Genomic DNA, 25,554 nt, shown 5'->3' on the forward strand with positions numbered 1-25,554 from the left:
CAATGCCAGACTACGATTATATCCGCAGCGGAGACGCGATCTACGAGCGTTCCTTCGCGATCATTCGCAGCGAAGCCGATCTCTCGCGTTTTTCGCCTGAAGAAGCCGACGTCGCCGTACGCATGATCCATGCCTGCGGCCTGGTCGAGGCGGCGCAGAACTTCGTCTTTTCACCCGATTTCGTTCATGCTGCGCGCATCGCTCTGCAAGACGGCGCTCCGATCTTCTGCGATGCGGAGATGGTGTCGCATGGCGTGACGCGTGCCCGCCTGCCGGCCGGGAACGAGGTGATCTGCACCCTGCATGATCCGCGCACGCACGAGCTTGCCCGTCAGACCGGCAATACCCGCTCGGCCGCCGCAATCCATCTCTGGCTCGACCGGCTCGCCGGCAGTGTCGTTGCCATCGGCAATGCGCCAACGGCCCTTTTCCATCTTCTCGAACTTTTGCGAGACGGTGCGCCGAAGCCGGCGGCAATCATCGGCATGCCGGTCGGCTTTGTCGGCGCTGCCGAATCAAAGGATGCGCTTGCGGAAAATTCCTATGGCGTTCCCTATGCCATCGTGCGCGGCCGGCTCGGCGGCAGCGCCATGACGGCAGCCGCCATCAACGCGCTGTCGAGGCCCGGCCTATGAGCGGCCGTCTGATCGGCGTCGGCACCGGACCCGGCGATCCCGAGCTCCTCACCGTCAAGGCCGTCCGCGCCATCGAGGGCGCCGACGTGATTGCCTATTTCGCCAAGCAGGGCAGGGGCGGCAATGGCAAGGCGATTGTCGAGCACCTGCTGAAACCCGACACCGCGCTGCTGCCGCTCTACTACCCAGTGACGACCGAGCTCGACAAAAACGATCCGCTCTACCAGAGCCACATCACGGATTTCTACAACGTGTCCGCCGATGCCGTTGCCCTTCATCTTGACGCAGACCGCACGGTCGCCGTCCTCAGCGAAGGCGACCCGCTGTTCTATGGCTCCTATATGCATCTGCATGTGCGGCTGTCGCGGCGCTACCCGACCGAGGTCATTCCCGGCATCAGCGCCATGTCGGGCTGCTGGTCGCTGGCGGGGATGCCAATTGTTCAAGGTGACGACGTGCTCTCCGTCTTGCCAGGCACGATGGGCGAGCAGGAGTTGACCCGCCGCCTCGCCGATACCGAGGCCGCCGTCATTATGAAGGTCGGCCGCAACCTGCCGAAGATCCGCCGGGCGCTGCAGGCTGCCGGCCGTCTCGGCGACGCGCTCTATGTCGAACGCGGCACCATGGCGAATGCCGCAATGGTAAAGCTCACTGAGCGGGACGAGGGCAACGCGCCTTATTTCTCATTGGTGCTGGTGCCCGGCTGGGAGGCCAGCCGATGAGCGGCCGGCTATTCGTAATCGGCACCGGTCCCGGCAATCCGGAGCAGATGACGCCGGAGGCGATAGCCGCCGTCGAAGCATCAAGCGATTTCTTCGGCTACGGGCCATATCTCGACCGGCTGACGCTGCGCGCTGATCAGACCCGCCATGCCTCCGACAATCGCGAGGAGCTCGACAGGGCAGGAGCGGCGCTGACACTCGCCACTGGCGGCGCCAATGTCTGCGTCGTCTCGGGCGGCGATCCCGGCGTCTTTGCCATGGCCGCTGCTGTCTGCGAGGCGATCGACAAGGGACCGGCGCAGTGGCGCGGCGTCGATCTCACCATTCTTCCCGGCATTACCGCCATGCTGGCAGTTGCGGCCCGCGTCGGTGCACCACTCGGGCATGATTTCTGTGCGCTGTCGCTCTCGGACAATCTGAAGCCCTGGGCCGTCATCGAAAACCGCCTGGCTCTTGCGGCACAAGCCGGTTTCGTCATCGCCCTCTATAACCCGATCAGCAAGGCGCGCCCCTGGCAGCTTGGCACCGCCTTCGAGCTGTTGCGCCGTCATCTGCCAGCCATGACACCCGTCATCTTCGGCCGTGCGGCTGGCCGGCCCGACGAGCGGATTACGATGCAACAGCTCCAAGAGGCCGACGCTTCCGTTGCCGACATGGCGACCTGCGTCATCGTCGGTTCGCAGGAGACGCGGGTGATTGCCCGCGAGGGACGGCCGGACCTGATCTATACGCCGCGCTTCATGGCCGTGGAGACGAGATGATCGATTGCCTCAAGCGCCGCTTCCACCGTTTCAACCGACGCCATGCTGGCAGCGGGCGCGCGCGCGATCACGACGACCTTGAGCCCAAGCAGGCGTGCCGCCTCGATCTTCGCATAGGCCGCCGCGCCGCCGCTGTTCTTGGTGACGACAGAATCGATACGATACTGCCGCATCAGCTCGATTTCGCCTTCGAGCGTAAAGGGGCCACGGTCGAGGAGATATTCGACATCGGCAAGGGCAAGCGGCGGATCGACCGGATCGACGCTGCGGACCAGATAGAAATGCTGCGGGGCGACTTCGGCATGATGAGCGCCCTGCCGGCCGGTCGCCAGAAAAACGCGGCGCGGGGCGGGGCCAAGGGCAACGATGGCCGCCGGAATATCGGCCACGACATGCCAGTGATCGCCAGCTTCGGGCACCCATTCAGGGCGAACGAGGGCGAGCGCATCGATACCGGTGCGTCCAGCAGCAATGGCGGCATTGGCCGAAATGCGTTCAGCGAAGGGATGAGTGGCATCGACCAGCAGGTGATAGCCTCCTGTCGTCAGGAAGTTTGCAAGCCCCTCTGCACCACCGAAGCCGCCGATGCGGACGGGAACAGGCTGGTTGGCCGGAGCCTGCGTGCGGCCCGCCAGCGACAGCAGGATATCGAGGTCCTCTCGCGCGGCAAGCGCGGCGGCCAGTTTGCGCGCCTCGCTGGTGCCGCCGAGGATCAGGATACGGGTCTTCTCCATGTCTGACACGTCCCTCTCCGACCCGCGCTGGCTCACTCTTATCGGCATCGGCGAGGATGGTCCAGACGGGCTCAGCGAGGAGGCAAAGCGCCTCATTGCTGCCGCACCGGCCGTCTTCGGCGGCGCGCGCCATATTGAAATTGCCGGTACACTGATCACCGGCGAACGCTTTGCTTGGCAGAGCCCCTTCGAACAGTCGGTCGAAGCTATCGCGGCTCGGCGCGGCACGCCCGTCGTCGTGCTGGCTTCAGGCGATCCCTTCCTCTACGGCGTCGGTGCGACGCTATCGCGCCGCATCGCGGCGCACGAAATGCGCACCATCCCCGCACCCTCCGCGTTCAGCCTTGCTGCGGCGCGTCTCGGCTGGCCGCTGCAAGAGACGGCCTGTGTGTCACTGCATGGACGCCCGCTCGACCTCATCTGCCCGCATCTGCATGCCGACAGGCATATTCTGGCGCTGACCTCGGACGAGAAGGGCCCACAGGCACTGGCCGAACTGCTTGTCGCAAATGGCTTTCCCCAGACGCGGCTGACGGTGCTGGAAGCGCTCGGCGGCGGGCGGGAGCGCATCCGCAGCACGACGGCATCAGGCTTCGATCTCAATGGTATCGACCCGCTGAATGTGTGCGCTCTCGAAATTGCGGCGGGGCCGGGGGCACGAATCCTGCCCTATGCTTCGGGCCTCGACGATGCGCTCTTCGAACATGACGGTCAGATTACCAAGCAGGAGATCCGGGCCGTCACGCTCTCGGCGCTGTCGCCGCGCCATGGCGAGCTCCTCTGGGATATCGGCGCGGGATCCGGATCCGTCGGTATCGAATGGATGCTGGCCGACTCGTCCCTGAAAACAATCGCAATCGAAGAGGCGCCGGAACGGGCCGCTCTCATTGCCCGCAATGCCGCGAGTTTCGGCGTGCCGCAGCTTGCCCTTGTCGAAGGCACCGCACCCGCAGCACTCGCCGGCTTGCCGGCACCGGATGCGATCTTTATCGGCGGCGGCGGCAGCGAGGCCGGCGTCATGGACGCGGCAATCACAGCACTGAAGCAGGGAGGGCGGCTCGTTGCCAATGCCGTCACCCTGGAAATGGAGGCGCTGCTTTTGGCCGAATACCGAGCGCGCGGCGGCGCATTGACGAAGATCGAAATTGCCCGCGCCGCACCCATCGGCGGCATGAGCGGCTGGCGACCGGCCATGCCAGTCACGCAGTGGCGTTGGATCAAGGAATAAAAGAATGACGGTTCATTTCATCGGCGCCGGACCGGGTGCAGCGGATCTCATCACGGTGCGCGGACGCGACCTGATCGGCAAATGCCCTGTCTGCCTCTACGCCGGCTCCATCGTCTCACCGGACCTGCTGCAATATTGCCCGCGGGGTGCACGCATCATCGATACCGCGCCGATGTCGCTTGACGAGATCGAGGCCGAATATCTCCGCGCCGCCAATGCCGGCCAGGATGTCGCCCGACTGCATTCCGGCGATCTTTCCGTCTGGAGCGCAGTCGCCGAGCAGATCCGCCGGCTGGAGAAGCATGGCATTCCCTATACGATGACGCCGGGCGTTCCGGCCTTTGCGGCGGCTGCTTCCGTGCTCGGCCGCGAACTGACGATTCCGGCTGTTGCGCAAAGCCTCGTGCTGACGCGTGTGTCCGGCCGTGCATCGCCGATGCCGAATGAAGAGACGCTCTCAAAATTCGCGGCGACAGGCGCGACGCTCGCGATCCATCTCGCCATCCATGCACTGGATCAGATCGTCTCGGAGCTGACGCCATTGTACGGTGCAGATTGTCCCGTCGCCATCGTGGCCAAGGCTACCTGGCCGGACGAGCGTATCCTGCGTGGCACGCTCGCCGATATCGAAGCGAAGGTGGCAGCCGAACCGATCGAGCGCACGGCCATCATCTTCGTCGGCCGCTCGCTGGCGTCAGAGGATTTCCGCGAGAGCTCGCTCTACGACCCCGCTTACCAGCGCCGCTTCCGAGAAAGACGATAGCTCAGACCTTCGCGGCGAGATAGTCCATGCTTGCCTTCAATGCGGCGGCGGGATCCTTCAGCGCATGCACTTCGGATGCGAACGGCTCGAAGGAGAAGGGGCCCTTGTAGCTTGCCTGCAGCAGCGCGCGGATCTGCATGGCATTGCCGAGCCGGTCATCGGCGGCCACGAGGACACGATGTGGGTCGCGCATGTCAGAGACGGAAACAGAAGGATCGCTGACGCCGGAAATATGCACGAGCCCGGTCAGATGTGGGAAGAAGGGCGTTTCACCGGCAAGATGATGATGGAACGTGTCGTGCACCAGCCGGAAGGTTGGTTGCGCGTTCAGCGTCTCGATCGCATCGACTGCTTCCGCTTTGGAGCGCAGCGAGCAGATTTCAAAACCGAGCGGCTCGACGAGACCGACAATGTCGGCCGCATCGAGCATCGGTCGGAGTGCCGTCAGGGCCTCACGCAGATTGGCCTGGCGCTCGCCATCGGCTGTTCCCGTGCCGTCGTTCTTCGGAACCAGCACCAGCGCCTGCGAGCCGACCGCCCTTGCATAATCGATCAGCTCGCGGGCTTCCTGCTCGCGTGCCGCGTTCCACTCGTTGAAGCGCTGCAGCGCATTGATGGAGATGATTGCGACGCCGTGGCGGGCGGCCGCCTCCTTGATAAGGTCAGGCTTGGTCCCGTCGAGGATGGCGTTGCCTGCGAGATCATTGCGGATCTCCACCGCATCGATGCCGAGCGAAGCGGCAAGCGCAAAGAAATCTTCGATCGAAAGCGCGGGCGCCGCCATATGGTTCAGCGCGAAACGGATGGATGCCATGCGAAATCTCCTCCTCGCTCCTCATGCGTGAGAAGCATTATGACTGTGTGATCGAATCTCTACTGGAATTTCGCGTTCAAGCCATAGGCCGCGCGGCCAGAGGCTCTATCATCGCTGATAGATTTTCCCGGCTCCTGATAGAATTCCATCATTTAGATATTCTCCGGCAGGAAGATCTCGAAGGGCAGAAATGATTGACCGGGAACGGCGATCTCGCCCTGTTCGAGCGCACCCGTCATCAGTGACACTACTTCCTTGCAGAGTGCTGGCAGCGGCGTGCCGATTGCCATGGTGACGATGCCGTCGGCAAGGCCGGCCTTGCTGTCTGCCGTCAGCTCGTTGACGACAAGCACGGTCCGGCCGCCGATCCCCTCTTCGCGAAATGCCGAAATCGCCCCCTCCATGCCGCCACCGCAGACATAGAGGCCGACGAGATCGGGATGTTTCTGCAAAAGGGTCAGTGTCGCCTCATGGGTGATCTCGGGGGTTTCGAGATTGATAAGGGTTTCGACCACCTCGAAGTCAGGCGCTTCCTCGCGGAAATAGGAGCGGAAACCCATCTCACGCAGCTCATGACCATGAAAACGATGGCTGCCGACAAAACAGGCCACCTTGCCGGGCCGGCGGGCAGCCTTGGCAATCATCCAGGCAGCGGTGCGGCCGACCTTGCGATTGTTGACGCCGACATACGCATCCCTGACACCGGTCGCGAGATCCGAAAGCAGCGAGAAGACCGGAATACCGCGTTCCTTCAGCTCCTCGACGGCAGCTGTGACAGCGGGATAATCGGGGCCGACAAGCGCGACCGCCTGGTTTCTCGCGCCGAGTAGCTTGATCTTTTCTATGATCGCAGCGGGTGTTGCGGCGGACGGATATTCCACCTGCGTCTGTACGCGGGCGGTCGTGACGTTACGGGCGGCCGTTTCGATCTCGCGGGCAAAGGCCTGGTAGAAGGGCTGTGTCGGCTTTTGCAGCAGGAAGGCCAGCCGATATTGCGGCAGATCCTCGAAAACGCGCTGCCGGATCAGGCCGACGGCGTGATAGCCGATCGACTGGGCCGCATCATAGACGCGCCGCGCCGTTTCCTCACGCACCCGATGACGGCCATTCAGAACGCGATCGACGGTCGCAACGCTGACGCCAGAGGCTTGGGCAAGATCTGATATGGTCGGGCGGCGCATGGTTGGTCCTGATAGTTTTCAATCATGAATGAAAGCCGTCTCTGATGGCTTTTGATAGAATATATCAAGCCTGCATTGAGGGCTTTGCGAAGTCAACCTATTCTCCGGACCAAGAACTGGTGAGGAGGAAAGCATGGCTGGCGAGGCAACGAAGCGCGATTACAGCCTTTTGGGAGAGAGCGGCAGGACAGCGGTTGAAACCGGTCTTGCGGCTGCGGAATGGTATCATACCGATATTCCCCGAAAGGAGATGAAGGCGCTGATGCAGCGTTCCGACAATCAGGCGATCCGCGACACGGCGCTCTGGCTCGGCAGCATGGTGATCCTTGCCGCCCTTGGCATCTATTTCTGGGGCTCCTGGATCGCAGTGCCCTTCTTCCTCGCCTATGGTGTGCTCTACGGCTCGGCATCGGACAGCCGCTGGCACGAATGCGGCCATGGCACCGCCTTCAAGACGCGCTGGATGAACGATCTCGTCTACCAGATCGCCTGCTTCATGATCATGCGCAATCCGGTGACCTGGCGCTGGAGCCATGCCCGCCACCACACCGACACCGTCATTGTCGGCCGCGACCCCGAGATCGCCGTGATGCGCCCGCCGGACCTCTTCCGCCTTGTGCTCAATTTCTTCGGCATTCTCGATGTCTGGCATGCCGTGATCGACATGATCGGAAATTCGGCCGGTATCATCAGCGCGGCGGAAAAGACCTTCATTCCCGAGATGGAGCAGCCGAAGGCGATCCGCATCGCTCGTATCTGGTTTACGATCTACATCGCCACCATCGCGCTTGCCATCGATTCGGGCTCGATCCTGCCGCTGATGCTGATCGGCCTGCCACGCCTCTACGGTGCCTGGCATCACGTGCTGACCGGCCTGCTGCAGCATGGCGGGCTTGCCGACAATGTCATCGACCACCGGCTGAACAGCCGCACGGTCTACATGAACCCGATCAGCCGCTTCATCTACTGGAACATGAACTATCACGTCGAGCATCACATGTTCCCGATGGTGCCTTATCACGCGCTACCGAAGCTGCATGCGATGATCAAGCACGATCTGCCAGCAGCCAACCCGTCGATCTGGTCTGGCTACAAGGAGATGATCCCGGCCTTCCTGCGCCAACTTCGCAACGAAGACTATTTCCTGAAGCGGGAATTACCGGCAACGGCACGGCCCTATCGCGAGGAATTCCACGCCGAACTGGCGCCTGCAGCCCAGTAGGCAGCCTAATAACAGGATCGAGGGAGGAAAAAGATGAGCGGAAAGTGGATCGAGGTTTGCGGCAAGGACGAGATCGACGAGGAGGATGTCATCCGTTTCGATCATGGCGGGCGCACGTTTGCAGTCTATCGCAGCCCGGATGACGAATTCTTTGCCACCGACGGGCTCTGCACGCATGAGCAGGTCCATCTCGCCGACGGCCTCGTCATGGAGGAAATCATCGAATGTCCCAAGCACAATGGCCGGTTCAACTACAAGACCGGTGAAGCCAAGGGCGCACCCGTCTGCGTCAACCTGAAGACCTACCCCGTCAAGATCGAAGACGGCGCCGTCTTCATCGCGATCTGAGGTGCGCCATGGCCCATTTCGTCATCATCGGGGCAGGGGAATGCGGGGGGCGCGCCGCCTTTGCGCTCCGGGAAAAGGGGTTTGACGGCGACATCACGCTTGTCGGCTCCGAGCCGCATGCGCCCTATGAGCGCCCGCCGCTCTCCAAGGCCGGCCTTGCCGGTAATGCCGATCCCAAATTCATCGCCGCACCCGAGAGTTATCAGACCGGCAATATCCGCCTGCTGACCGGCGTTACGGCAACCCGCCTCGATGCCGCGGCCCATAGCGTCACCATGTCCGACGGCAGCGAGCTCAGCTACGACCGGCTGCTGCTTGCAACGGGCGCCAGCGCCCGCGCCTTTCCCAATGCGTCGGCTGAAAGCCGCCATATTCGGTCGCTCCGCGCGCATCATGATGCGGTGAGCCTGCGCGCCGTGCTGCAATCCGGCAAACGGCTTGCCGTCATCGGCGGCGGCTTCATCGGCCTGGAGGTTGCGGCAACCGCTCGCCAGCTTGGCGCCGACGTCATCCTCGTCGAAGGGCTGGAACGGGTGCTGAAACGCGGCGTTCCCGAGGAGATTGCCGAGCTCGTCGCCGAACGCCACCGCACCGAGGGTGTCGATCTGCGCTGCGGTGTCTCCATCGAATCCCTGACCGAGCAGGGCGGCAAGGCCGTCATCCGGCTTTCCAACGATGAGGCGATCGAAGCCGATTTGGCCCTAGTCGGCATCGGCGCCCGGCCAAATGTCGAGCTTGCCGAGGCAGCCGGACTTGCGATCGACAACGGCATCGCAGTCGATGACCGGTTGCATACCTCCGCCCCCGATATTTTCGCGGCCGGCGACTGCTGCTCCTTTCCGCTCGCCATCTATGGTGGGCGGCGCGTGCGACTGGAATCCTGGCGCAATGCGCAGGAGCAGGGCACGCTTGCCGCCGCCAATATGCTCGGCGCCGATGAACCGGTTTCCACCGTGCCGTGGTTCTGGTCGGATCAGTATGAGATGACGCTGCAGATAACGGGGCTTGCCGATGGCGCGGCCACGCTTTTGCGCCGCGATCTCGGCGAGGGGGCCTTTATCCTCTTCCATCTCGATGCCGAAGGTCGGCTCCTTGCCGCAAGCGGCATCGGGCCTGGCAATGCGGTCGCCCGCGACATCCGGCTGGCGGAAATGCTGATTGCCGCACGTGCGCATCCCGACCCGGCCGCACTGACCGCCACCAATGTCAAGCTAAAGTCGCTGCTCGCCGCCTGATAGTTTTCAAAGGATAATGCGATGAAGAAACATAATCGCGCCACTGTCGCCGATCTCCTGGCGCTCAAGGGAAAACGCCAGCTCACCATGCTGCGCGTCACCACGCTTGAGGAGGCGGAAGCAGCAGAAAAGGCCTGCATCGACATGGTCTCGGTGCCGCCAGCCCTGCTTGGGCCAGCCTTTCGCGAAGCGGCACCAACGCCCTTTGCCATTCCTGGGCTCGAATATGGCGATCATGTCTCGGCTGAAGAATATATGCGCGAGGCCTTCAAGGCACTAAAGGCTGGCGGCGATGCCGTCTATTGCGCCGCCAGCCTGAAGACCATCCGCCGTATGCGCGATGAAGGCATTCCCGTCTGCGGCCATGTCGGCCTCATCCCTTCAAAGGCAACCTGGACCGGCGGTTTTCGCGCCGTCGGCAAGACGGCTGCCAGCGCGTTCGACGTGTGGCGCGAGACGAAGGCGCTTCAGGATGCCGGCGCCTTCGCAGCCGAGATCGAGGTCGTCCCCGGCGATGTCGCGGCGGCGATTTCCAACCGCACCTCGATGCTGATGATCTCTATGGGCGCCGGACGCGGCTGCGACGCGCAATATCTCTTTGCCGACGATGTGCTCGGCACGACCAGAGACCACACGCCGCGCCACGCGAAAGTTTATCGCAACTTCGCGGCCCAATATGACCGGTTGCAACGCGAACGCATCGCCGCCTTCAACGAATTTGCCGAGGATGTCCGATCCGGCGCCTATCCGGAAAGGCGTCATCTCGTCGGCATCGACGAGGCCGAGTTGTACAATTTCCTGCATCGGCTGGAAGCGGAAGGATAGGCTGCAGTATCTTCCATCTCCCTGCTGGGGAGAAGGGGAAGCGTCCATTGGCATAAGCGCCGTCCTATGTCAGAGAATAGAGCCATCAGAAACAGATTCTCAGGCGCTGGTGACGATAGGCTTTGCACATGCGGAACTGATCGCGGTCCTCGTCGCGGTGACCGAGGACGAGCCGCGCGTCATGACGATCCAGGGTGGCGATGCGCTGCCGTCAGGCCCCTTCGAAATGGGCCATCGCACGCTGCAATCGGGCCTGCGCGAATGGATCCAGGAACAGACTGCCCATCCCGTCGGCTTCCTCGAGCAGCTTTACACCTTTGCCGACCGAGACCGGAACAACGATATCCAGGGCGGTCGCACCATCTCGATCAGTTATCTCGGTCTCGTCAACGAACAGTCAGGCGCCGGACGACCGGGCTGGCACGGCTGGTATGAATATTTCCCCTGGGAGGACCATCGCGACGGGCGTCCAGAAATCCTCGATGACCTGATCGCGCGCCTGCGCTTGTGGGCCGATGCCGATCCTGTCAGGCGCGAATACCGCCATCGGCGCGCCGATTTCACCTTCGGGCTCGATGGCGGCGGCTGGAACGAGGATCTGACGCTGCAGCGGTATGAACTGCTCTATGAGGCGGGTCTCGTCTGCGAAGCCGGCGCCAGCAAGGACGATAATCTCGGCCGGGCAATGTTTGCAGATCACCGGCGCATCCTTGCGACGGGCATCGCGCGGCTTCGCGCCAAGATCAAATACCGCCCCGTCGTCTTCGAACTCATGCCCGAGAGCTTCACGCTTCTGCAGTTGCAGCGGGCCGTCGAGGCGCTCGCCGGCCTGACGCTGCACAAGCAGAATTTCCGCCGCCTGATCGAACAGCAGGAACTGGTGGAGGAAACCGGCGGGGCGACGAGCGAGACCGGCGGCCGGCCGGCCAAGCTTTTCCGCTTCCGCCAGACCATTCTCGAAGAACGCGCGCTCGCCGGAACGAAATTACCGCTCTCCCGCAATTGACATATGCTCACGGTGAGAATATCTCTTTGCGCATGATATGCTCAAATCGAGCATAATTAATGGAGCCGGCCATGAACCATCCTGTATCCGCGTCTTCCCTCTATGATCGCGTCAGTCGCGTCATTCCCAAAGCCGAATGGATGATGTTTCAGGACGATGTCGATGCGATCCTGGAACTGAAGCGCAAACGCAATGCCGTTATCCTCGCGCATAACTACCAGACGCCGGAAATCTTCCACGGCGTGGCCGATATTGTCGGCGACAGCCTGGCTCTGGCGCGCAAGGCGATCGAAGTGGAAGCCGACGTGATCGTGCTTGCCGGCGTGCATTTCATGGCCGAGACGGCAAAGCTTCTAAACCCGGAAAAGACGGTGCTGATCCCCGATCTCGGCGCCGGCTGTTCGCTTGCGGACTCGATTACGCCGGAGGACATCGCGCTGTTGCGCCAGGCCCATCCGGGCGTGCCCGTGATTACCTATGTCAACACATCGGCCGCAGTCAAAGCCGCCTCGGATATCTGCTGCACCTCGGGCAATGCCAGGAAGGTGGTCGAATCCCTTGGCGTGCCGCGCGTGCTGATGATCCCGGATGAATATCTTGCCCGCAATGTCGCCAGGGAGACCGATGTCGAGATCATCGCCTGGCATGGGCATTGCGAGGTGCATGAGCTCTTCACCGCCGACGATGTACGCCAGCTTCGCGAAAACCATCCCGGCGTGACTGTGCTTGCCCATCCCGAATGCCCGCCTGATGTCGTTGCCGAGGCTGACTTCGCCGGCTCAACCGCCGTCATGTCCGATTATGTCGGCCAGAAGAAGCCCGCCCGCGTCGTGCTGCTGACCGAATGCTCGATGAGCGACAATGTCGCCGTGCATCACCCTGATGTCGAATTCATCCGCCCCTGCAATCTCTGCCCACACATGAAGCGCATCACGCTTTCCAACATTCGTGCGGCACTGGACGAAAACCGCCACGAAGTGACCGTCGATCCCGCGGTCGCTGTCGCTGCCCGTAGGGCTGTCGAGAGGATGCTGGCAATATGAGCGAGATTGCTGACCAACTCACCGGCCGCCCCGTCATCGTCGGCAGTGGCCTTGCGGGACTGACGACGGCGCTGACCTTGGCGCCCGAACCTGTTGTCATCGTCACCCGTGCGGCTCTCGGCGCTGAAACGTCGAGCGCCTGGGCGCAGGGCGGCATTGCCGCCAGTCTCGGCGCCGATGACTGCGCCGAGCTGCATCTGACCGACACACTCGCTGCCGGTGACGGACTTTGCGATCCCATCGTCGCTGCCGGCATCGTCGCAGATGCGCCGGCGGCTATTGCCGCGCTGGAGCGGGCAGGGGTCAGCTTCGACAGGACGGCGGATGGCAGTTTTTCGCTAGGGCTGGAAGCGGCCCATAGTCGCCGCCGTATCGTGCATGCCGAAGGCGACGGCTCGGGTGCGGCGATCGTCCGCGCACTGGTCGATGCCGTTGCAGCAACTCCTTCCATCACCGTCCTCGAAGGGCTTGAGGCCCGGCGTATCCAAACGGACGAAGCTGGTGTCACCGGCCTCGTCTGCTCCGGTGAAAACGGCGCCGTCATCCTGCCGACGCGGCGGATCGTGCTCGCGACCGGCGGCATTGGCGGGCTCTATGAGGCAACCACCAATCCGATGGGCAATTTCGGGCAGGGCATCATGCTTGCGGCACGCGCCGGTGCTGAACTTGCCGACATGGAATTCGTGCAGTTCCACCCGACGGCGCTCGATTCCCGCCGCCGGCCACTGGCGCTCGTCAGCGAAGCGGTTCGTGGCGAGGGCGCAGTTCTCGTCAATGAGCGCAGCGAACGCTTCATGGCCGGCATCGCCGGTGCGGAACTCGCACCGCGCGATGTGGTGGCCCGCTCCATTAGCGCCGAACTCGCGCGTGGTGGCAAGGTTTTCCTCGACGCGCGTGCAGCCCTTGGTAATCGTTTCGCAACGCGTTTTCCGGTTATCGACGCACTTTGCCGGGAGGCTGGCATCGATGCCGCGTCCCAGCCGATCCCGGTGCGGCCCGCCGTACATTATCACATGGGCGGAGTGGCAACCGACGCCGTCGGCCGCAGCTCCGTCGCCGGGCTCTGGGTTGTGGGCGAAGCCGCCTCCACAGGGCTCCACGGGGCAAACCGGCTCGCCAGCAATTCCCTGCTGGAAGCAGCCGTCATGGGCATGCGGGCGGCGCGCGACATCCTTGCGACCCCGGTTGCAATATCCTCGACAGCCGAAATTGCAGGAATGCTGCCTGCAGCAGCCGAACCCTCGCTTATCAGGCCAATCGTCTCACGCCATCTCGGCGTACTGCGCAATGGGGGCGCCATCCATGGCGCCGTTGCAAGCCTGCTGCCGCTTGCAGAAAACGACGGGCCAGCTTCGGATCCGGCGATCGTTGCGCTGCTGATTGCCGTCTTCGCCAGCCTACGGGGGGAATCGCGCGGCGCCCATGCCCGCACCGATTTTCCGCTGAAGCGGGCCGAAGCTGCGCGACGGAAAATGACGCTGACTGATGCCTTGGAAATTGCCCGGGCGACAGCCTCCCATCCTCTTGCAAGGAGTGCCTGAGATGAACCTCGCTTCCCTTCCCCGCGTCATTGTCGAGCCGCTGGTGCGTGCCGCCCTTGCCGAGGATCTCGGCCTTGCCGGCGATATCACCTCGGCAGCGGTCATCCCGGAAGAGCATCGCTCGACGGTCGTCATGGCCGCCCGCCAGCCGGGCGTGGTTGCTGGTCTCGACATCGCAGATCTTGCCTTCCAGCTCGTCGATCCCGCCATTACGCTCCGCCGACACCTGCCCGATGGTGCGGCCGTGGAACCGGGCAGCGTGATCGCCACCATCGAAGGCCCGTCGCGCGGGCTGCTGACGGCCGAGCGCACGGCCCTGAACTTTCTCGGTCATCTCTCCGGCATCGCCTCTGTGACGGCGGGCATCGTCGCGGCGATCCGCAACACCAAAGCCTGCGTCGTCTGCACCCGCAAGACGACACCGGGTCTGAGGGCGCTGGAAAAATATGCTGTGCGGGCCGGCGGCGGGATGAACCACCGCTTCGCGCTCTACGATGCCGTGCTGATCAAGGACAATCACGTCGCCATTGCCGGCAGCGTTTCGGAAGCCATCCGCCGTGCCAAGGCCGGCGTCGGCCATATGGTCAAGATCGAAGTGGAGGTCGACACGCTCGAGCAGTTGCACGAGGCGATGGATGAGGGGGTCGATGCAGTCCTCCTCGACAACATGACGCCCAATCAGCTTCGCGAGGCCGTCGGCATCGTCGCCGGCCGCGCCATTACCGAAGCCTCCGGCCGCGTAACGCCGGCAACAGCACCGGCCATTGCCGCCTCGGGTGTCGATTTGATCTCCGTCGGCTGGCTGACACACAGCGCACCGGTGCTCGATATCGGTCTCGATTTCGTCGAAGCCGCCGCCGAAAGTGCGACACCAATGCGTCGGCTTGCTCAGGCCTTCTGACCCACGAGCCGACAAGGCCTCAAGCCGGCTCGCGCCGGGGTTGGTGCTCCATGTCCGAGTTGAATTCGAGAAGCTCGATCATGACGCCGAGATCCTTCACGGTGTCGTAATAGGCGTAGCGCCCGTGGCCGCCATCGAATTCGCCCCGCTGTAACAGGCGGTGCCCCTTGCCTTCGAGGTAGCGATGGCGGTTCGTCAGGTTCTTCGTCTTGAAGGCGATGTGGTGACAGCCGGGGCCCTTCTCTTCCAGAAGATCGCGCCAGGCGCTCTTTTCCGGGCCAGGCTCAAGGAATTCGACGTCGATATTGCCGAACTTGAACATGATGATGCGGCAGCCGACTTCGGCAGGCTTGCCATTATAGATCGCCTTGGCTTCTTCGGCGTCGGCAGCCTTGCCCTCGGGCGGAACGGGCTTGCCGGTCAGGTCGGAAAACCAACGGGCCGACTTTTCCACATCGTCGGTAACGAAGCAGATCTGCATCACGGCATCTTCGTCAAGCAAACGCTTGTCCATCAAACTCTCCATTTTAGGGCAGCAGGAGGGACGGTCCGACCACCTGAAACGGACCGCCTCCGGAGGAAAGGATCAACCAAGGATGGTTTGGTAATTTTCCTTGATCTTGGAGATCGCATCATCGACGCTCATGTTCGGATCGCTCCAGAAATTGAAGACGACGTCCCAGATCGAATTTTCCCAATCAGCATCGCTGATCGCATGTGGGTTCTGCACTTGATGCTTGGGATCGGCGACGATCTTCAACACCTCCTTGGAGCAGGCATCGAGACTGTCCTGCGGCGCATCGAGGCGCACAGGTGTGGAGCCCTTCGCCTTGGCAAATTCCGCCTGCACGTTCGGGTCGACGACGATCGAGGCAAAGTCGAGCTCGGCCTTGTCTTTGTCCGCGGGCTGGCCACCGAGCAGACCCCAGCTGTCGACGGTCGCAACGACGGCCTTGGCGCCAGGGATCTGGATGCAGCCGAAATCCTTGCCTGCCGTCTTGCCGGCCGCCAGCCACTCGCCCTTCATCCAATCGCCATGGATCTGCATCAGCGCCTTGCCGGTGATGACGAGATTGGTCGTCAGGTTCCATTCGCGGTTGGCCGAGCCCTTGTCGGCTGCCTGCTGGAACTTGCGCAAGTATTCGAAGATCTGCTTGAATTCCGGCGTGTCGAAGACGGCCGGATCGGGCTTTTCGCCATAGATCCTGTTGAAGAAATCCGGTCCGCCGATCGTTGCCGCCAGTGCGTGGGTGAGGTAGCCTACCTGCCATTGCTGACCGCCGACCGCGAGCGGAATAATACCTGCCGCCTTGATCTTGTCGAAATCGGCAAACATCTGATCGAGCGACGTCCAGGCGGCCGGATCGACGCCGATCTTCTTGGCCACGTCCATGTTGTAATAGACCATGCCGTCGATATGCAGCGCCGTCGGCACCTTGATCACCTGATCATCGACGACCATGGAACGGGCAACCGCGTCAGGGTATTTGTCCGGATAGCCACGCTCCTTGAAGAAATCTGTCAGCGGCCGGCCGAAGCCCTGTTTGGTGAGGTCCCGATAGACGCCGGGGTTGGACTCCATGAAGAGGTTCGGTGGATTGCCGCCGGCAACCAGGTTCATCAGGTTGACATTGGAGCCGGTGTCATGGGGAATGGCGATGTCGGTCCAGGTGTGACCCTTGGCCTCCAGGTTCTTCTTCAAGACGTTCAGCGCTGCCACTTCCGGAGGCGCGGACCAGGTGTGGTAGATCACCAACTCGGTTGCATTTGCGGTACCGGGCGCGGCCATGGGGGCGGCGCCTGCAAGCAATGCGGCTGTGATGCCGGCAATAATCCTGTTCATCATTTCCATTCCTCCCATCGGTTCTTCATTCACACTCGCAGTCCGGTCTCAGCGTTAAAGACATTCGCCTTGCCGCGCGGAAATTCTGCTCGCACCGGCTGTCCCGGTCTAAAGCCGGCGGCGCGATCGGGATCGACGCGCAGTGCCAGAAGCTGTTCGCCGAAGCCGAGATAGGCGGTCGCGTCAGAGCCGGTGCGTTCGGCCTGGCGCAGAGGCAGTTCGAAACGTGCCGCCGGATTGGCAATCGGCTGTTCGGCGACGACAAAATGTTCGGGCCGCAAGCCCACGACGACTTCAGCGCCGCTTTCCGGCCTCTTCGAAAAGGCGTAGTCGCCGAGATCGATGGCATCGCCGGTATCGAATGCAGCCTTGATGCCACTGCCGTTCACCGTCAGCCGCGCCTTGCGAAGGTTCATGGCCGGTGCGCCGATAAAGCCTGCGACGAAGAGATTGGCCGGCCGGCCATAGATCTCGTCGGGCGTGCCGAACTGCTGGATGACGCCGCCATCCATGACGGCGATCCGGGTTGCCATCGTCATCGCTTCGATCTGGTCGTGCGTCACATAGACGACGGTCGGCTTCAGCGTGTCGTGCAGTTTCTTGATTTCGAGGCGCATTTCAGTGCGCAGCTTCGCGTCGAGGTTCGACAGTGGCTCGTCGAAGAGAACAACGCCCGCCTGCTTGACCAGCGCCCGGCCAATCGCGACGCGCTGACGCTGGCCACCAGACAGCTGACCCGGCTTGCGGTTGAGCAGCGGCTCGATCTGCAGGAGTTTGGCGGTCACAGTGATCCGGCGCTCAATTTCGGCCCGGTCGAGCTTGCTTGCTGCGAGCCCGAATTTCAGGTTCCCGTAGACGGTCTTGGTCGGATAGAGCGCGTAGGACTGGAAGACCATGGCAAGGCCGCGATCTCGCGGATCGAGGTCGGTCACGTCGCGTTCGCCGATCATGATGCGGCCGTCACTGACTTCCAGAAGTCCGGCGAGCAGGTTGAGAAGCGTGGTCTTGCCGCAGCCGGACGGCCCGAGCAGCACGAGGAAATCGCCGTCATCGACCGAAAGATTGAGGTCGTTCAGGATTGTCACGGCGCCGAAGGACTTGACGATATGTTCGAAGGAGACACGCGGCATGGATCAACCCTTGATCGCGCCGGCGGTAATTCCCTGAACGAAGAATTTGCCGACGAGGAAATAGATGACGAGGGGTGGAATGGCGGTCAGCAGCGCCGCCGCCATATTGTCGTTATAGGCGACGACGCCAGTCGAGACCGTGATAAGGTTAGCGAGGATGACCGTCATCGGCTGTGTTCCAAGACCCCCGAAGGTGACGCCAATCAGATAGTCGTTCCAGATCGAGGTGATCTGCAGGATAAGCACGACGATCAGGATATTGCCGGACATCGGCAGGATGATCTCGAAGAAGATCCGCCAGAAGGAGCCGGAATCGATGATCGCCGCGCGCATGATCTCCTGGGGAATATCCTTGTAGTAATTGCGGAAGATCAGCGTCAACACCGGCATGGCAAGCACGGCATGGACCGCAGCGATCCCCCAGAGCGTGCCATAGATGCCGACCGTCGCGGTGATGCGGATCAGGGGATACATGATAACCTGGAAGGGCACGAAGGCGCAGATGAAGAGCAGGAACAGGAAGGCATTGGCCCAGCGGACATTCCAAAGCGCCAGCGCGTAGCCGGTTGCGATCGACAGCGCGATCGAGAAGATAAGCGAGGGAAAGAGGATCAGCACCGAATTCCAGAAGCCGACCTTCAGCCCGTTGCAGTTGATGCCCGAGCAGGCCTTGTCCCAGGCATGGTCCCAGGCCTCCAGCGTCCAGACATGCGGCAGCGAGAAGATTGCCCCCTCGCGGATCTGGTCCATCGTCTTGAATGAGGTGACGACGACCACATAGAGCGGCACGCAGAAGAACAGCGCGCAGATCGTCAGAAACACAAGAATGGCGATGGAGCGGCCCGGAATGCGTTTCTTTTTACGTGGAAAGAAAGGGCCTGCCGGGCGCGGCGAGGCATTCACGGCATCTTCGAGTGTCGCGGCCTGGGTCAGCATGTTCATCTTGCACCTCCATTTGCCCGACGCTGCTGCCAGGCGGTGATCAATACGAGGGGCAGGAAGATCGCCGCGGTGATGACGAGCATGGTGATGGCCGCTGCCGAGGCGTAACCGATATTACTCTTGGCCGAGAGCGCATTGATGGTGAAATAGGCCGGCACCCAGGTGGAATTGCCGGGCCCCCCGTTGGTCATGGCGACAACAACGTCATAGGCCTTGATGACGCCGAGCGAGAGCAGGATCGCGCAGGTGATGAAGGTGAACTTCATCATCGGAATGATGATTTCCAGATAGAGCCGCCAGAAGCTGACGCCATCGAGGCGCGCCGCACTCCAAATCTCCGTATTGATCGATTTCAGGCCCGATAGCATCAGGGCCATGTAGAAACCGGAACTCTGCCAGATCGTGGCAAGAATGATGGCATACATTGCCGTTTCTGGGCTTGCCAGCCAGTTGAAACTGACAGAGGTGAAGCCGAGCCCATGCAGGAAGTTTTCAAGTCCGAGCTGCGGATTGAAAATCCAGCGCCAGGCAGCCCCCGTTACGATCAGTGAAACGGCCAGGGGATACAGGAAGACGGTGCGGAAGAAGCTCTCGCCGCGCCATTCGCGGTCGATCATCGCCGCCAGAACAAAGCCGAAGACGATCGCAAGCGCGCTACCGAGTCCAAGGATGACGAGGTTCTGCAGCGAAATCGTCCAGCCGGCGTCGTTGAAGAGCCGCTCGTATTGGCGGGCCCATTCGCTCCAGTCGATCTCATATTCCGGAAGTCGCCGGCTTCGCGTCAGCGACAGCCACGCGGTCCAGCATATGGCACCGACAAATGCGACAAGGGTGACGGCGACAGCCGGCGCGAGAGCCAGCTGGGGCGCCATCCGGCTCCAGCGTAACTGCATCACTTCCTCCCGAGACCGGCGCTCCCACACCGGCCAACGCCCGAAATCGAGCTTGTATTATCGTTAAACTATGATCAAAATTTACCTGAGGTCAACAGGGGTTTTTCGCTGGACACGGCCTCAAGCTGTTGCAAAGCTCTGGAAATGCCTGGTGGAGCGAGGCGAAAGGGAGGAAAAAGGCTTGGAAAAGCATGAGGTTATTCCGCTCATGGGATTTGGGACGTTCGGACGCAACGGCAAGGAGGGTATCGATGCGATCCTCTGCGCGCTGGAAACCGGCTACCGGCATCTCGATACCGCGCAAACCTATGACACCGAATTCGAGGTCGGGGAGGCACTTCGGCGCTCCGGCCTGAAACGCGACGACGTCTTCCTGACGACTAAGATCTCGACGGATAATTTCGGTTCCGGTCAACTCGTTCCATCGCTGGAAAAGAGCCTGGAAGCGCTCAAGGTGGACCAGGTCGACCTGACGCTGATCCATTGGCCGGCGCCTTACGGTCGCATTCCGCTGGAGGTCTATATCACCCAGATCGCCGAGGCGCAGGCCCGCGGCTTGACCAGGCTGATCGGCGTTTCGAACTTCACGATTGCCCTCCTGGAACAGACTGAAGCGCTGCTCGGGAAGGGCAAGATCGCCAACAACCAGTTCGAGCTGAACCCAATCCTGCAGAACAAGAAGCTCGCAAACTATTGTAAACAAAAGGACATTCTCGTCACTTGCTATCTGCCGATCGCCCGTGGCGTACTCTCCGACGAACCGGTACTGCGCTCGATCGGCGAAAGACATGATGCGACGCCGGAGCAGGTGGCAATCGCCTTCGAACTTGCGAAGGGCTATTGCACCATTCCGACATCCGGCCGGCAGGAACGCATCCGCTCGAACTTCAAGGCAAGTTCGATCACGCTTTCACCTGGCGAAATTGCCAGGATCGAGACCATCGACCGTAATCACCGCGTCGTCGATCCGGACTGGGGGCCGAAGTGGGACTGAGTAATCCGGGGCAGTTGACAATCTGCCGCGTTCAGATCAATTGTGATCTTGTATTATCGTTAAACTAAATCCGGCTTGCCGGCATCGATTTTTAAGCGGCGGCTCCCTGGAGCCGACGAGAGGAGGAAGCATGCTTGGAATTACCGGCTACGGCCATGTCGCGATCAAGGTGAAAGATCTTGACGCATCGCTCGATTTTTACCGCGAACGCCTTGGCTTTCCGGAGATGCTGCGCCTGAAGAATGACGACGGCTCCACCTGGCTCGTCTATCTGCGCATCACTGACGATCATTATCTCGAAATTTTTCCCGGTGCCGAAAACGATCGCGCGCCCGGCTGGAACGCCAATGGCGTCAACCACATGTGCTTCACGATCGACGACCTCGATGCGACCGCTGAGCGCATCAAGGCGGCCGGCATCAAGTTGACGGCAGAGATCAAGGAGGGGCTCGACGGCAATCGTCAGGCCTGGATCGAGGATCCTGACGGCAACCGTATCGAGCTGATGGAAATGCATCCGGACTGCCTGCAGTATCAGGGCATCAAGCGGCTGCATGCCGAAGGAAAGTGATAAGGGGAGGGCAGCCGTGTGAAACATGCGGCCGCCCTTTCGCTTTCCACGACCGGGGGCTATGAAAACGAGGTTAAGCATCTCGGAATATTACAAAGACCATGAGCAGATCGAGCGTTCGCCTCAAAGATATCGCCGACAAGACCGGATTTTCGGTGAACACCGTGTCGCTCGCGCTGCGAGACAGCCCACGCATTCCCGACGAGACGCGCCAGCTGATACGCAAGACCGCCGATGCGCTGAACTATCTGCCGAACCATATTGCCAAGTCGCTGGTCAGCCGCGAGACGAAGACCATCGGCCTCATCCTGACCGACATCACCAACCCGACATTGACACGCACGGCGCAGGCAATCGAGCTGGCGCTTGCCGAGCGCGGCTACGGCACGCTGTTTGCTACCTCCAACAATGATCCCGAGGAGGAAATCAAGGCGCTCGAAATGTTCCGCTCGCGCCAGGTCGACGGCATGCTGATCTACCCGCGCAGCCATCGGCGTCTCGATCACATTCGAAAAATCCGGCAATCGAACTATCCGATCGTGCTGCTTGTCGGTGATCCCGATGCCGGCATCGATGCCGTCTGCGTCGACGAACGCCGCGGCGCATATAAGGCGACACGCCATCTGATCGATACCGGCCACAAGCGCATCGGCATCATCGACAGCGCCAATCCGCTCGGCAATGTCGAAAAGAGCGACGGCTACCGTCAGGCTCTCACGGAAGCCGGCATCGCCTTCGACCCCAAACTGACGGCCGACCCCCTCGGCCATTCGGTCATAAAGGGATATTGGGCGATGGATACGTTGATGAATGCGCCAAACCGGCCGACGGGGATTTTCACTGCCAATGACTCGCTTGCCATCGGCGCGCTGCGCTGGTGCCAGAAGAACGGCGTGCAGGTGCCGAAGGATGTCGCCATCATCGGTTTCGACAATATCGAATTCGCCGAACATGCGGCGACACCGATCTCCAGCGTCAATTATGCCGTCGACGTCGTCACTGAACTTGCCGTCGAGCGGCTGATGAAATTGGTCGTCGCCAAAGACGGTCTGCCGGAGCCGCGCATTACGCAGATCGAACCGGATCTGGTGATCCGGGAAAGCACAATTGGCCGGAGCTGAGGCGCAGACCGGGACAATAGCTAAGCAACGGGGAGGAAGAATGACCTATCCGATTTCCTATCAGCTCTATTCGTCACGCAATTTCCCGCCGCTCTTTACCCAGTTTCCGGAGCTGAAGGCCTTCGGTTATGACGCGATCGAACCCTGGCTGCCGGCCTATGAGGCAGACGCGAAAGCTTTCCGCCGAGCGCTCGACGATGCCGGCTTAAAATGCCATTGCTTCCACATGCCGTTGAAAGGGTTGACCGAGGAGCCGCAGCGCTTCATCGATATCGCGCTTGCCATGGGAGCGACGATCCTGATCCCGCCCTATGTGGCGCCGGAAGATCGGGGCACGACAGCCGATTACTGGAGAGATCTCGGGAAGACGCTCTCGGAGGGCGCCGATCGCGTTGCGTCGCATGGTCTAAAGGTCGCGTGGCACAATCATGATTTCGAATTCCGCCCTCTTGCCGATGGCTCGCGCCCCATCGATCTGATCTTCGAGAGCGCAGAAAAGAATGTCCGGTTCGAAATCGATTGCGGCTGGATCATCAGGGCCGGTGGCGACCCCGCAGCAGAGCTCCAGACATTCGCCGACCGCATCATCGCCATCCAGATGAAGGACATGGCGCCCAAAGGCACAAAGGAGGATGACGGCTGGGCTGCGACCGGTGACGGCATCATCGACTGGGCAAAGCTCGTGCCGCTGTTTCGCCGGACGAAGGCCGAGCACATCGTCACGGAGCACGACAACCCCTCCGACTGGCGCCGGTTTGCCAAGCGATCGATCGACTATATCAAGGGCCTCGCTCTCTGATTTCGATCTTTACGTCACCGCTCAATCGCACAGAGGATGTGCTCTGGCGGAGAACCAAGAAGGGGCTTTAGGATCGGTCGAGGAAGCCGCCGCACTGGAGAAATAGGTCGCGGCGCGCCGGTCTGCATGGTGCGACGATGTTCCGAAATACCACAATAGTCGGCCTGAAATGCAGCTTTCATAAATCATGATAGCAGCAAACACCGGTCGAGACCGTAATATTTGATGAAAATCTTAATCCAGGGTAGCAAAAGCGCTTCCCGTTGCGCGTCATTCCCTCTAACATCCGGCAATCGGTCGAGGCGCCCTTGAGCGTGTCGGCTTTTGAAGGTGAGAACCCTGATGGACGGGTCAGCCGGGGAAGTGAAAGCGAACAGATTATGTCTGCTCGGCAGGCCGCGATTGATGGCCGCCGGGAGCGAGCTTCCATTGCCCGAAAAGTCCTATTTCCTGCTGGCGATGTTAGCGCTGTCGCAGGAACCGCTGGTTGATCGCGAAACCATTCGATGCCAGCTCTGGCAATCCGAACTTCCCGAAAAACGGGCCGGCAGCCTTCGCCAGCTTCTGTCGCGCATCGAACAGAGCATTCCCGCAAGCCTGCCGCCCTTGCTCGTTGCCACGCGCACCCATCTCGGCCTTGCGCCCGGCTGGGAGGTCGACCTCACGATCCTCAAGCAGAAGGATGTGCTGGGGCCGGATGAAAGCAACGTCCTGCTCGGAGAATTGCTCGAAAGCGTCAAATCTCCAACCCAGGGCGCCGAAGACTGGCTGACCTTCGAGCGCCAGCGGATTGACGAAGCGCGCTCGGCCCATCTTGTCCGCCTGTTGGAACGTGACGACGAGCGCCCGGATGAGGAACAAATCGCCTTTGCCAGGCGCCTGATCGAGCTCGACCCCGCCAATGAGATCGCCTGCCGGGCGCTGATGCGCGCCCATACGCGCATGAACGACCTGCCGTCGGCGCGTCAAGCCTATCTGAAATGCCGCAGCCAGCTCAGGGAAGATTTCGATATCGAACCGGACGAGGTAACGACGGCCCTTGCCCGCGAACTCGGCATCCTGGCTGCCGCACAGCCGGCTGCGCCGGAACGTCGGCCTGCGGTGTCGGAACTGCTGATCGATCCGGCCGGACAGCCGCGCATCGTCATCCTGCCGCCCGAAAGCATCTTCACCGATCCGCTGATGGAGCGCGTCGGGCGCGCGCTGCTCGAAGATGTCACGATCGGCCTCAGCCAGCAGCGCGGCTTTAAGGTGATTGCCGCTCATACGAGCCTGGAAATGATAAGCCGCGCGCTCGACCCGACCCTTGCGACCGTCGGCCCGCTCGACCTCTGCTTCGACTATGCCGTCTATGTGACGATCCAGGGCCGCGACGAGGACGTCTATGCAACCTGCCGACTGACGCGCACAGCGACTTCCGAAGTGCTCTGGGCGGTCGAAATTCCCTTCGCGATGCAGAAGATCAGCGAAGCCTTCAGCCAGTTGACCCGGCGCATCGTCATGACGCTCGCCGATACGATCGAACGCACTGAACTGGCGACGCCGCTCGGCGAGGTGCCGGCCTCCGCCTATCGGCTCTATCTCGAAGGCAAGCGGCTGATTTCCCATACCGACCTCCAGCACCTGCGCCAGGCGCGCAAATGGTTCAAGTCGTCGCTCAGCCGCTATGAACATTTTTCTCCCGCCCATGCCGGCATGTCTCGCGCACTCGGCATGGAATGGCTGATCCGAGGCATGCATGAGCGCGACCTGCTGGACGAAGCCTATAGTGCTGCAAGAATGGCACGAGAGACCGATCCCAACAGTGGCCGGGCCTATCGCGAGCTCGGCTTCGTCGCGCTCTACCGCCGCCGGTTCGAAGAAAGTCTCGATGCCTTCCAGCAGGCTCAGGATCTCAATCCCAACGATGCCGACATCCTGGCAGATTTTTCCGACGCGCTTTCCCATGACGGCGATTTTGACCGGGCCCTCGAGCTCAGCCGCGCTGCCTTCAAGCTCAATCCGCTGCCGCCGGACTATTATTACTGGAACCTCGGCGGCATCCATTTCATGCGCGAAGAATATGAAAAGGCGATCGATGCGCTGGAGCCGGTAAAGTCAAAACAGGCGACAGCGCGCCTGCTCGCAGCCGCCCATGCCATGGCGGGTGATGCCACGAAAGCCAGGAACTACGCTCGGGTCGTTCTGGAAAATTTCCCGGATTTCCGCAGCGAAGAGATCCGTCACTTCGTCCCTGATCGCGATCCGGCCTTCACCGATCCGTTGATAAAAGGCCTGCAACTCGCCGGTCTTCCCTGATACA

General features: G+C 61.5%; 26 protein-coding genes. 18 read left to right on the forward strand and 8 right to left on the reverse strand.

Features of this window, described 5'->3' with window-relative positions:
- Positions 1 to 2: 2 nt before the first annotated feature.
- Genes FHT78_RS06740 through FHT78_RS06750 form a run of 3 tightly spaced genes read left to right on the forward strand, consistent with a single transcriptional unit; the run spans position 3 to position 2,118 of the window.
- Positions 3 to 635 carry a precorrin-8X methylmutase gene (locus FHT78_RS06740; protein WP_183741917.1) on the forward strand — a complete coding sequence of 211 codons (633 nt, stop codon included), beginning with the start codon at positions 3 to 5 and terminating at the stop codon, positions 633 to 635.
- Positions 632 to 1,357, forward strand: a complete 726-nt coding sequence (locus tag FHT78_RS06745) for a precorrin-2 C(20)-methyltransferase (RefSeq protein WP_183741919.1) — start codon at positions 632 to 634, stop codon at positions 1,355 to 1,357. Before FHT78_RS06740 ends, FHT78_RS06745 begins: the two co-directional genes overlap by 4 nt.
- Positions 1,354 to 2,118 carry a precorrin-3B C(17)-methyltransferase gene (locus FHT78_RS06750; RefSeq protein ID WP_183741921.1) on the forward strand — a complete coding sequence of 255 codons (765 nt, stop codon included), beginning with the start codon at positions 1,354 to 1,356 and terminating at the stop codon, positions 2,116 to 2,118. Before FHT78_RS06745 ends, FHT78_RS06750 begins: the two co-directional genes overlap by 4 nt.
- Here the strand turns inward: FHT78_RS06750 and FHT78_RS06755 are convergent.
- The gene (locus FHT78_RS06755; protein WP_183743397.1) at positions 2,082 to 2,852 is read right to left on the reverse strand and encodes a cobalt-precorrin-6A reductase; all 771 of its coding nucleotides are present in this window, start codon (positions 2,850 to 2,852) and stop codon (positions 2,082 to 2,084) included. The genes FHT78_RS06750 and FHT78_RS06755 overlap by 37 nt on opposite strands.
- On the opposite strand from FHT78_RS06755, the gene cbiE reads away from it, so the two are divergent.
- Together cbiE and cobM are read left to right on the forward strand one after the other, a co-directional pair.
- A complete protein-coding gene (cbiE, locus tag FHT78_RS06760; protein WP_183741923.1) occupies positions 2,851 to 4,080 on the forward strand; it encodes a precorrin-6y C5,15-methyltransferase (decarboxylating) subunit CbiE in 1,230 nt (409 codons plus the stop codon). The two genes, FHT78_RS06755 and cbiE, sit on opposite strands and share 2 nt — an antisense overlap.
- A 4-nt stretch (positions 4,081 to 4,084) precedes the next feature.
- On the forward strand, positions 4,085 to 4,843 hold the full coding sequence (gene cobM, locus FHT78_RS06765) for a precorrin-4 C(11)-methyltransferase (protein ID WP_183741925.1): 759 nt from the start codon (positions 4,085 to 4,087) through the stop codon (positions 4,841 to 4,843).
- A gap of 1 nt (position 4,844) precedes the next feature.
- Here cobM and FHT78_RS06770 read toward each other — a convergent pair whose 3' ends face one another.
- Together FHT78_RS06770 and FHT78_RS06775 are read right to left on the reverse strand one after the other, a co-directional pair.
- On the reverse strand, positions 4,845 to 5,657 hold the full coding sequence (locus FHT78_RS06770) for a TIM barrel protein (protein WP_183741927.1): 813 nt from the start codon (positions 5,655 to 5,657) through the stop codon (positions 4,845 to 4,847).
- A gap of 152 nt (positions 5,658 to 5,809) precedes the next feature.
- Positions 5,810 to 6,838, reverse strand: coding sequence for a LacI family DNA-binding transcriptional regulator (locus tag FHT78_RS06775; RefSeq protein ID WP_183741929.1), 1,029 nt, complete (start codon positions 6,836 to 6,838; stop codon positions 5,810 to 5,812).
- Between the two features lie 133 nt (positions 6,839 to 6,971).
- On the opposite strand from FHT78_RS06775, the gene FHT78_RS06780 reads away from it, so the two are divergent.
- The 8 genes from FHT78_RS06780 to nadC all read left to right on the forward strand — a co-directional run bounded on the left by FHT78_RS06780 (position 6,972) and on the right by nadC (position 14,959).
- Positions 6,972 to 8,060 (forward strand): fatty acid desaturase family protein, encoded by a 1,089-nt coding sequence (locus FHT78_RS06780; RefSeq protein WP_183741931.1) that lies wholly within the window; start codon positions 6,972 to 6,974, stop codon positions 8,058 to 8,060.
- Positions 8,061 to 8,093: 33 nt separating this feature from the next.
- Positions 8,094 to 8,408 (forward strand): MocE family 2Fe-2S type ferredoxin, encoded by a 315-nt coding sequence (locus FHT78_RS06785; RefSeq protein WP_183741933.1) that lies wholly within the window; start codon positions 8,094 to 8,096, stop codon positions 8,406 to 8,408.
- 8 nt (positions 8,409 to 8,416) lie between these two features.
- On the forward strand, positions 8,417 to 9,643 hold the full coding sequence (locus tag FHT78_RS06790; protein WP_183741935.1) for an FAD-dependent oxidoreductase: 1,227 nt from the start codon (positions 8,417 to 8,419) through the stop codon (positions 9,641 to 9,643).
- 21 nt (positions 9,644 to 9,664) lie between these two features.
- A complete protein-coding gene (locus tag FHT78_RS06795; protein ID WP_183741937.1) occupies positions 9,665 to 10,468 on the forward strand; it encodes a 3-methyl-2-oxobutanoate hydroxymethyltransferase in 804 nt (267 codons plus the stop codon).
- Between the two features lie 109 nt (positions 10,469 to 10,577).
- Entirely contained in the window at positions 10,578 to 11,474 is an 897-nt protein-coding gene (locus FHT78_RS06800) for a hypothetical protein (protein ID WP_183741939.1), read from the forward strand.
- 71 nt (positions 11,475 to 11,545) lie between these two features.
- Complete coding sequence (gene nadA / locus FHT78_RS06805) at positions 11,546 to 12,517, forward strand: quinolinate synthase NadA (protein ID WP_183741941.1); 972 nt, start codon at positions 11,546 to 11,548, stop codon at positions 12,515 to 12,517.
- A complete protein-coding gene (locus tag FHT78_RS06810; RefSeq protein ID WP_183741943.1) occupies positions 12,514 to 14,058 on the forward strand; it encodes an L-aspartate oxidase in 1,545 nt (514 codons plus the stop codon). Before nadA ends, FHT78_RS06810 begins: the two co-directional genes overlap by 4 nt.
- Position 14,059: 1 nt before the next feature.
- Positions 14,060 to 14,959: a carboxylating nicotinate-nucleotide diphosphorylase gene (gene nadC / locus FHT78_RS06815; protein ID WP_183741945.1), complete on the forward strand. Its 900-nt coding sequence runs from the start codon at positions 14,060 to 14,062 to the stop codon at positions 14,957 to 14,959.
- Between the two features lie 19 nt (positions 14,960 to 14,978).
- Here nadC and FHT78_RS06820 read toward each other — a convergent pair whose 3' ends face one another.
- From FHT78_RS06820 to FHT78_RS06840, 5 genes are all read right to left on the reverse strand, one after another.
- Positions 14,979 to 15,473: a VOC family protein gene (locus FHT78_RS06820; RefSeq protein WP_183741948.1), complete on the reverse strand. Its 495-nt coding sequence runs from the start codon at positions 15,471 to 15,473 to the stop codon at positions 14,979 to 14,981.
- A gap of 72 nt (positions 15,474 to 15,545) precedes the next feature.
- Entirely contained in the window at positions 15,546 to 16,805 is a 1,260-nt protein-coding gene (locus FHT78_RS06825) for an ABC transporter substrate-binding protein (protein WP_183741950.1), read from the reverse strand.
- Positions 16,806 to 16,831: 26 nt separating this feature from the next.
- Positions 16,832 to 17,932: an ABC transporter ATP-binding protein gene (locus tag FHT78_RS06830; RefSeq protein ID WP_183741952.1), complete on the reverse strand. Its 1,101-nt coding sequence runs from the start codon at positions 17,930 to 17,932 to the stop codon at positions 16,832 to 16,834.
- Positions 17,933 to 17,935: 3 nt separating this feature from the next.
- Positions 17,936 to 18,874: a carbohydrate ABC transporter permease gene (locus FHT78_RS06835; RefSeq protein ID WP_183741954.1), complete on the reverse strand. Its 939-nt coding sequence runs from the start codon at positions 18,872 to 18,874 to the stop codon at positions 17,936 to 17,938.
- Positions 18,871 to 19,767 (reverse strand): ABC transporter permease subunit, encoded by an 897-nt coding sequence (locus tag FHT78_RS06840; protein ID WP_183741956.1) that lies wholly within the window; start codon positions 19,765 to 19,767, stop codon positions 18,871 to 18,873. The genes FHT78_RS06835 and FHT78_RS06840 overlap by 4 nt, the downstream gene beginning before the upstream one ends.
- A 181-nt stretch (positions 19,768 to 19,948) precedes the next feature.
- Here FHT78_RS06840 and FHT78_RS06845 point away from each other — a divergent pair, with 181 nt between their 5' ends.
- From FHT78_RS06845 to FHT78_RS06865, 5 genes are all read left to right on the forward strand, one after another.
- A complete protein-coding gene (locus FHT78_RS06845) occupies positions 19,949 to 20,761 on the forward strand; it encodes an aldo/keto reductase (RefSeq protein WP_183741958.1) in 813 nt (270 codons plus the stop codon).
- Between the two features lie 130 nt (positions 20,762 to 20,891).
- Complete coding sequence (locus FHT78_RS06850) at positions 20,892 to 21,332, forward strand: VOC family protein (RefSeq protein ID WP_183741960.1); 441 nt, start codon at positions 20,892 to 20,894, stop codon at positions 21,330 to 21,332.
- A 101-nt stretch (positions 21,333 to 21,433) separates the two neighbouring features.
- Complete coding sequence (locus tag FHT78_RS06855; protein WP_183741962.1) at positions 21,434 to 22,453, forward strand: LacI family DNA-binding transcriptional regulator; 1,020 nt, start codon at positions 21,434 to 21,436, stop codon at positions 22,451 to 22,453.
- A 40-nt stretch (positions 22,454 to 22,493) separates the two neighbouring features.
- Entirely contained in the window at positions 22,494 to 23,252 is a 759-nt protein-coding gene (locus tag FHT78_RS06860) for a sugar phosphate isomerase/epimerase (protein WP_183741964.1), read from the forward strand.
- A 342-nt stretch (positions 23,253 to 23,594) separates the two neighbouring features.
- Entirely contained in the window at positions 23,595 to 25,550 is a 1,956-nt protein-coding gene (locus FHT78_RS06865; RefSeq protein ID WP_183741966.1) for a tetratricopeptide repeat protein, read from the forward strand.
- Positions 25,551 to 25,554 lie beyond the last annotated feature (4 nt).

It is taken from the genome of Rhizobium sp. BK196, assembly GCF_014193255.1.
Lineage (GTDB): Bacteria > Pseudomonadota > Alphaproteobacteria > Rhizobiales > Rhizobiaceae > Rhizobium.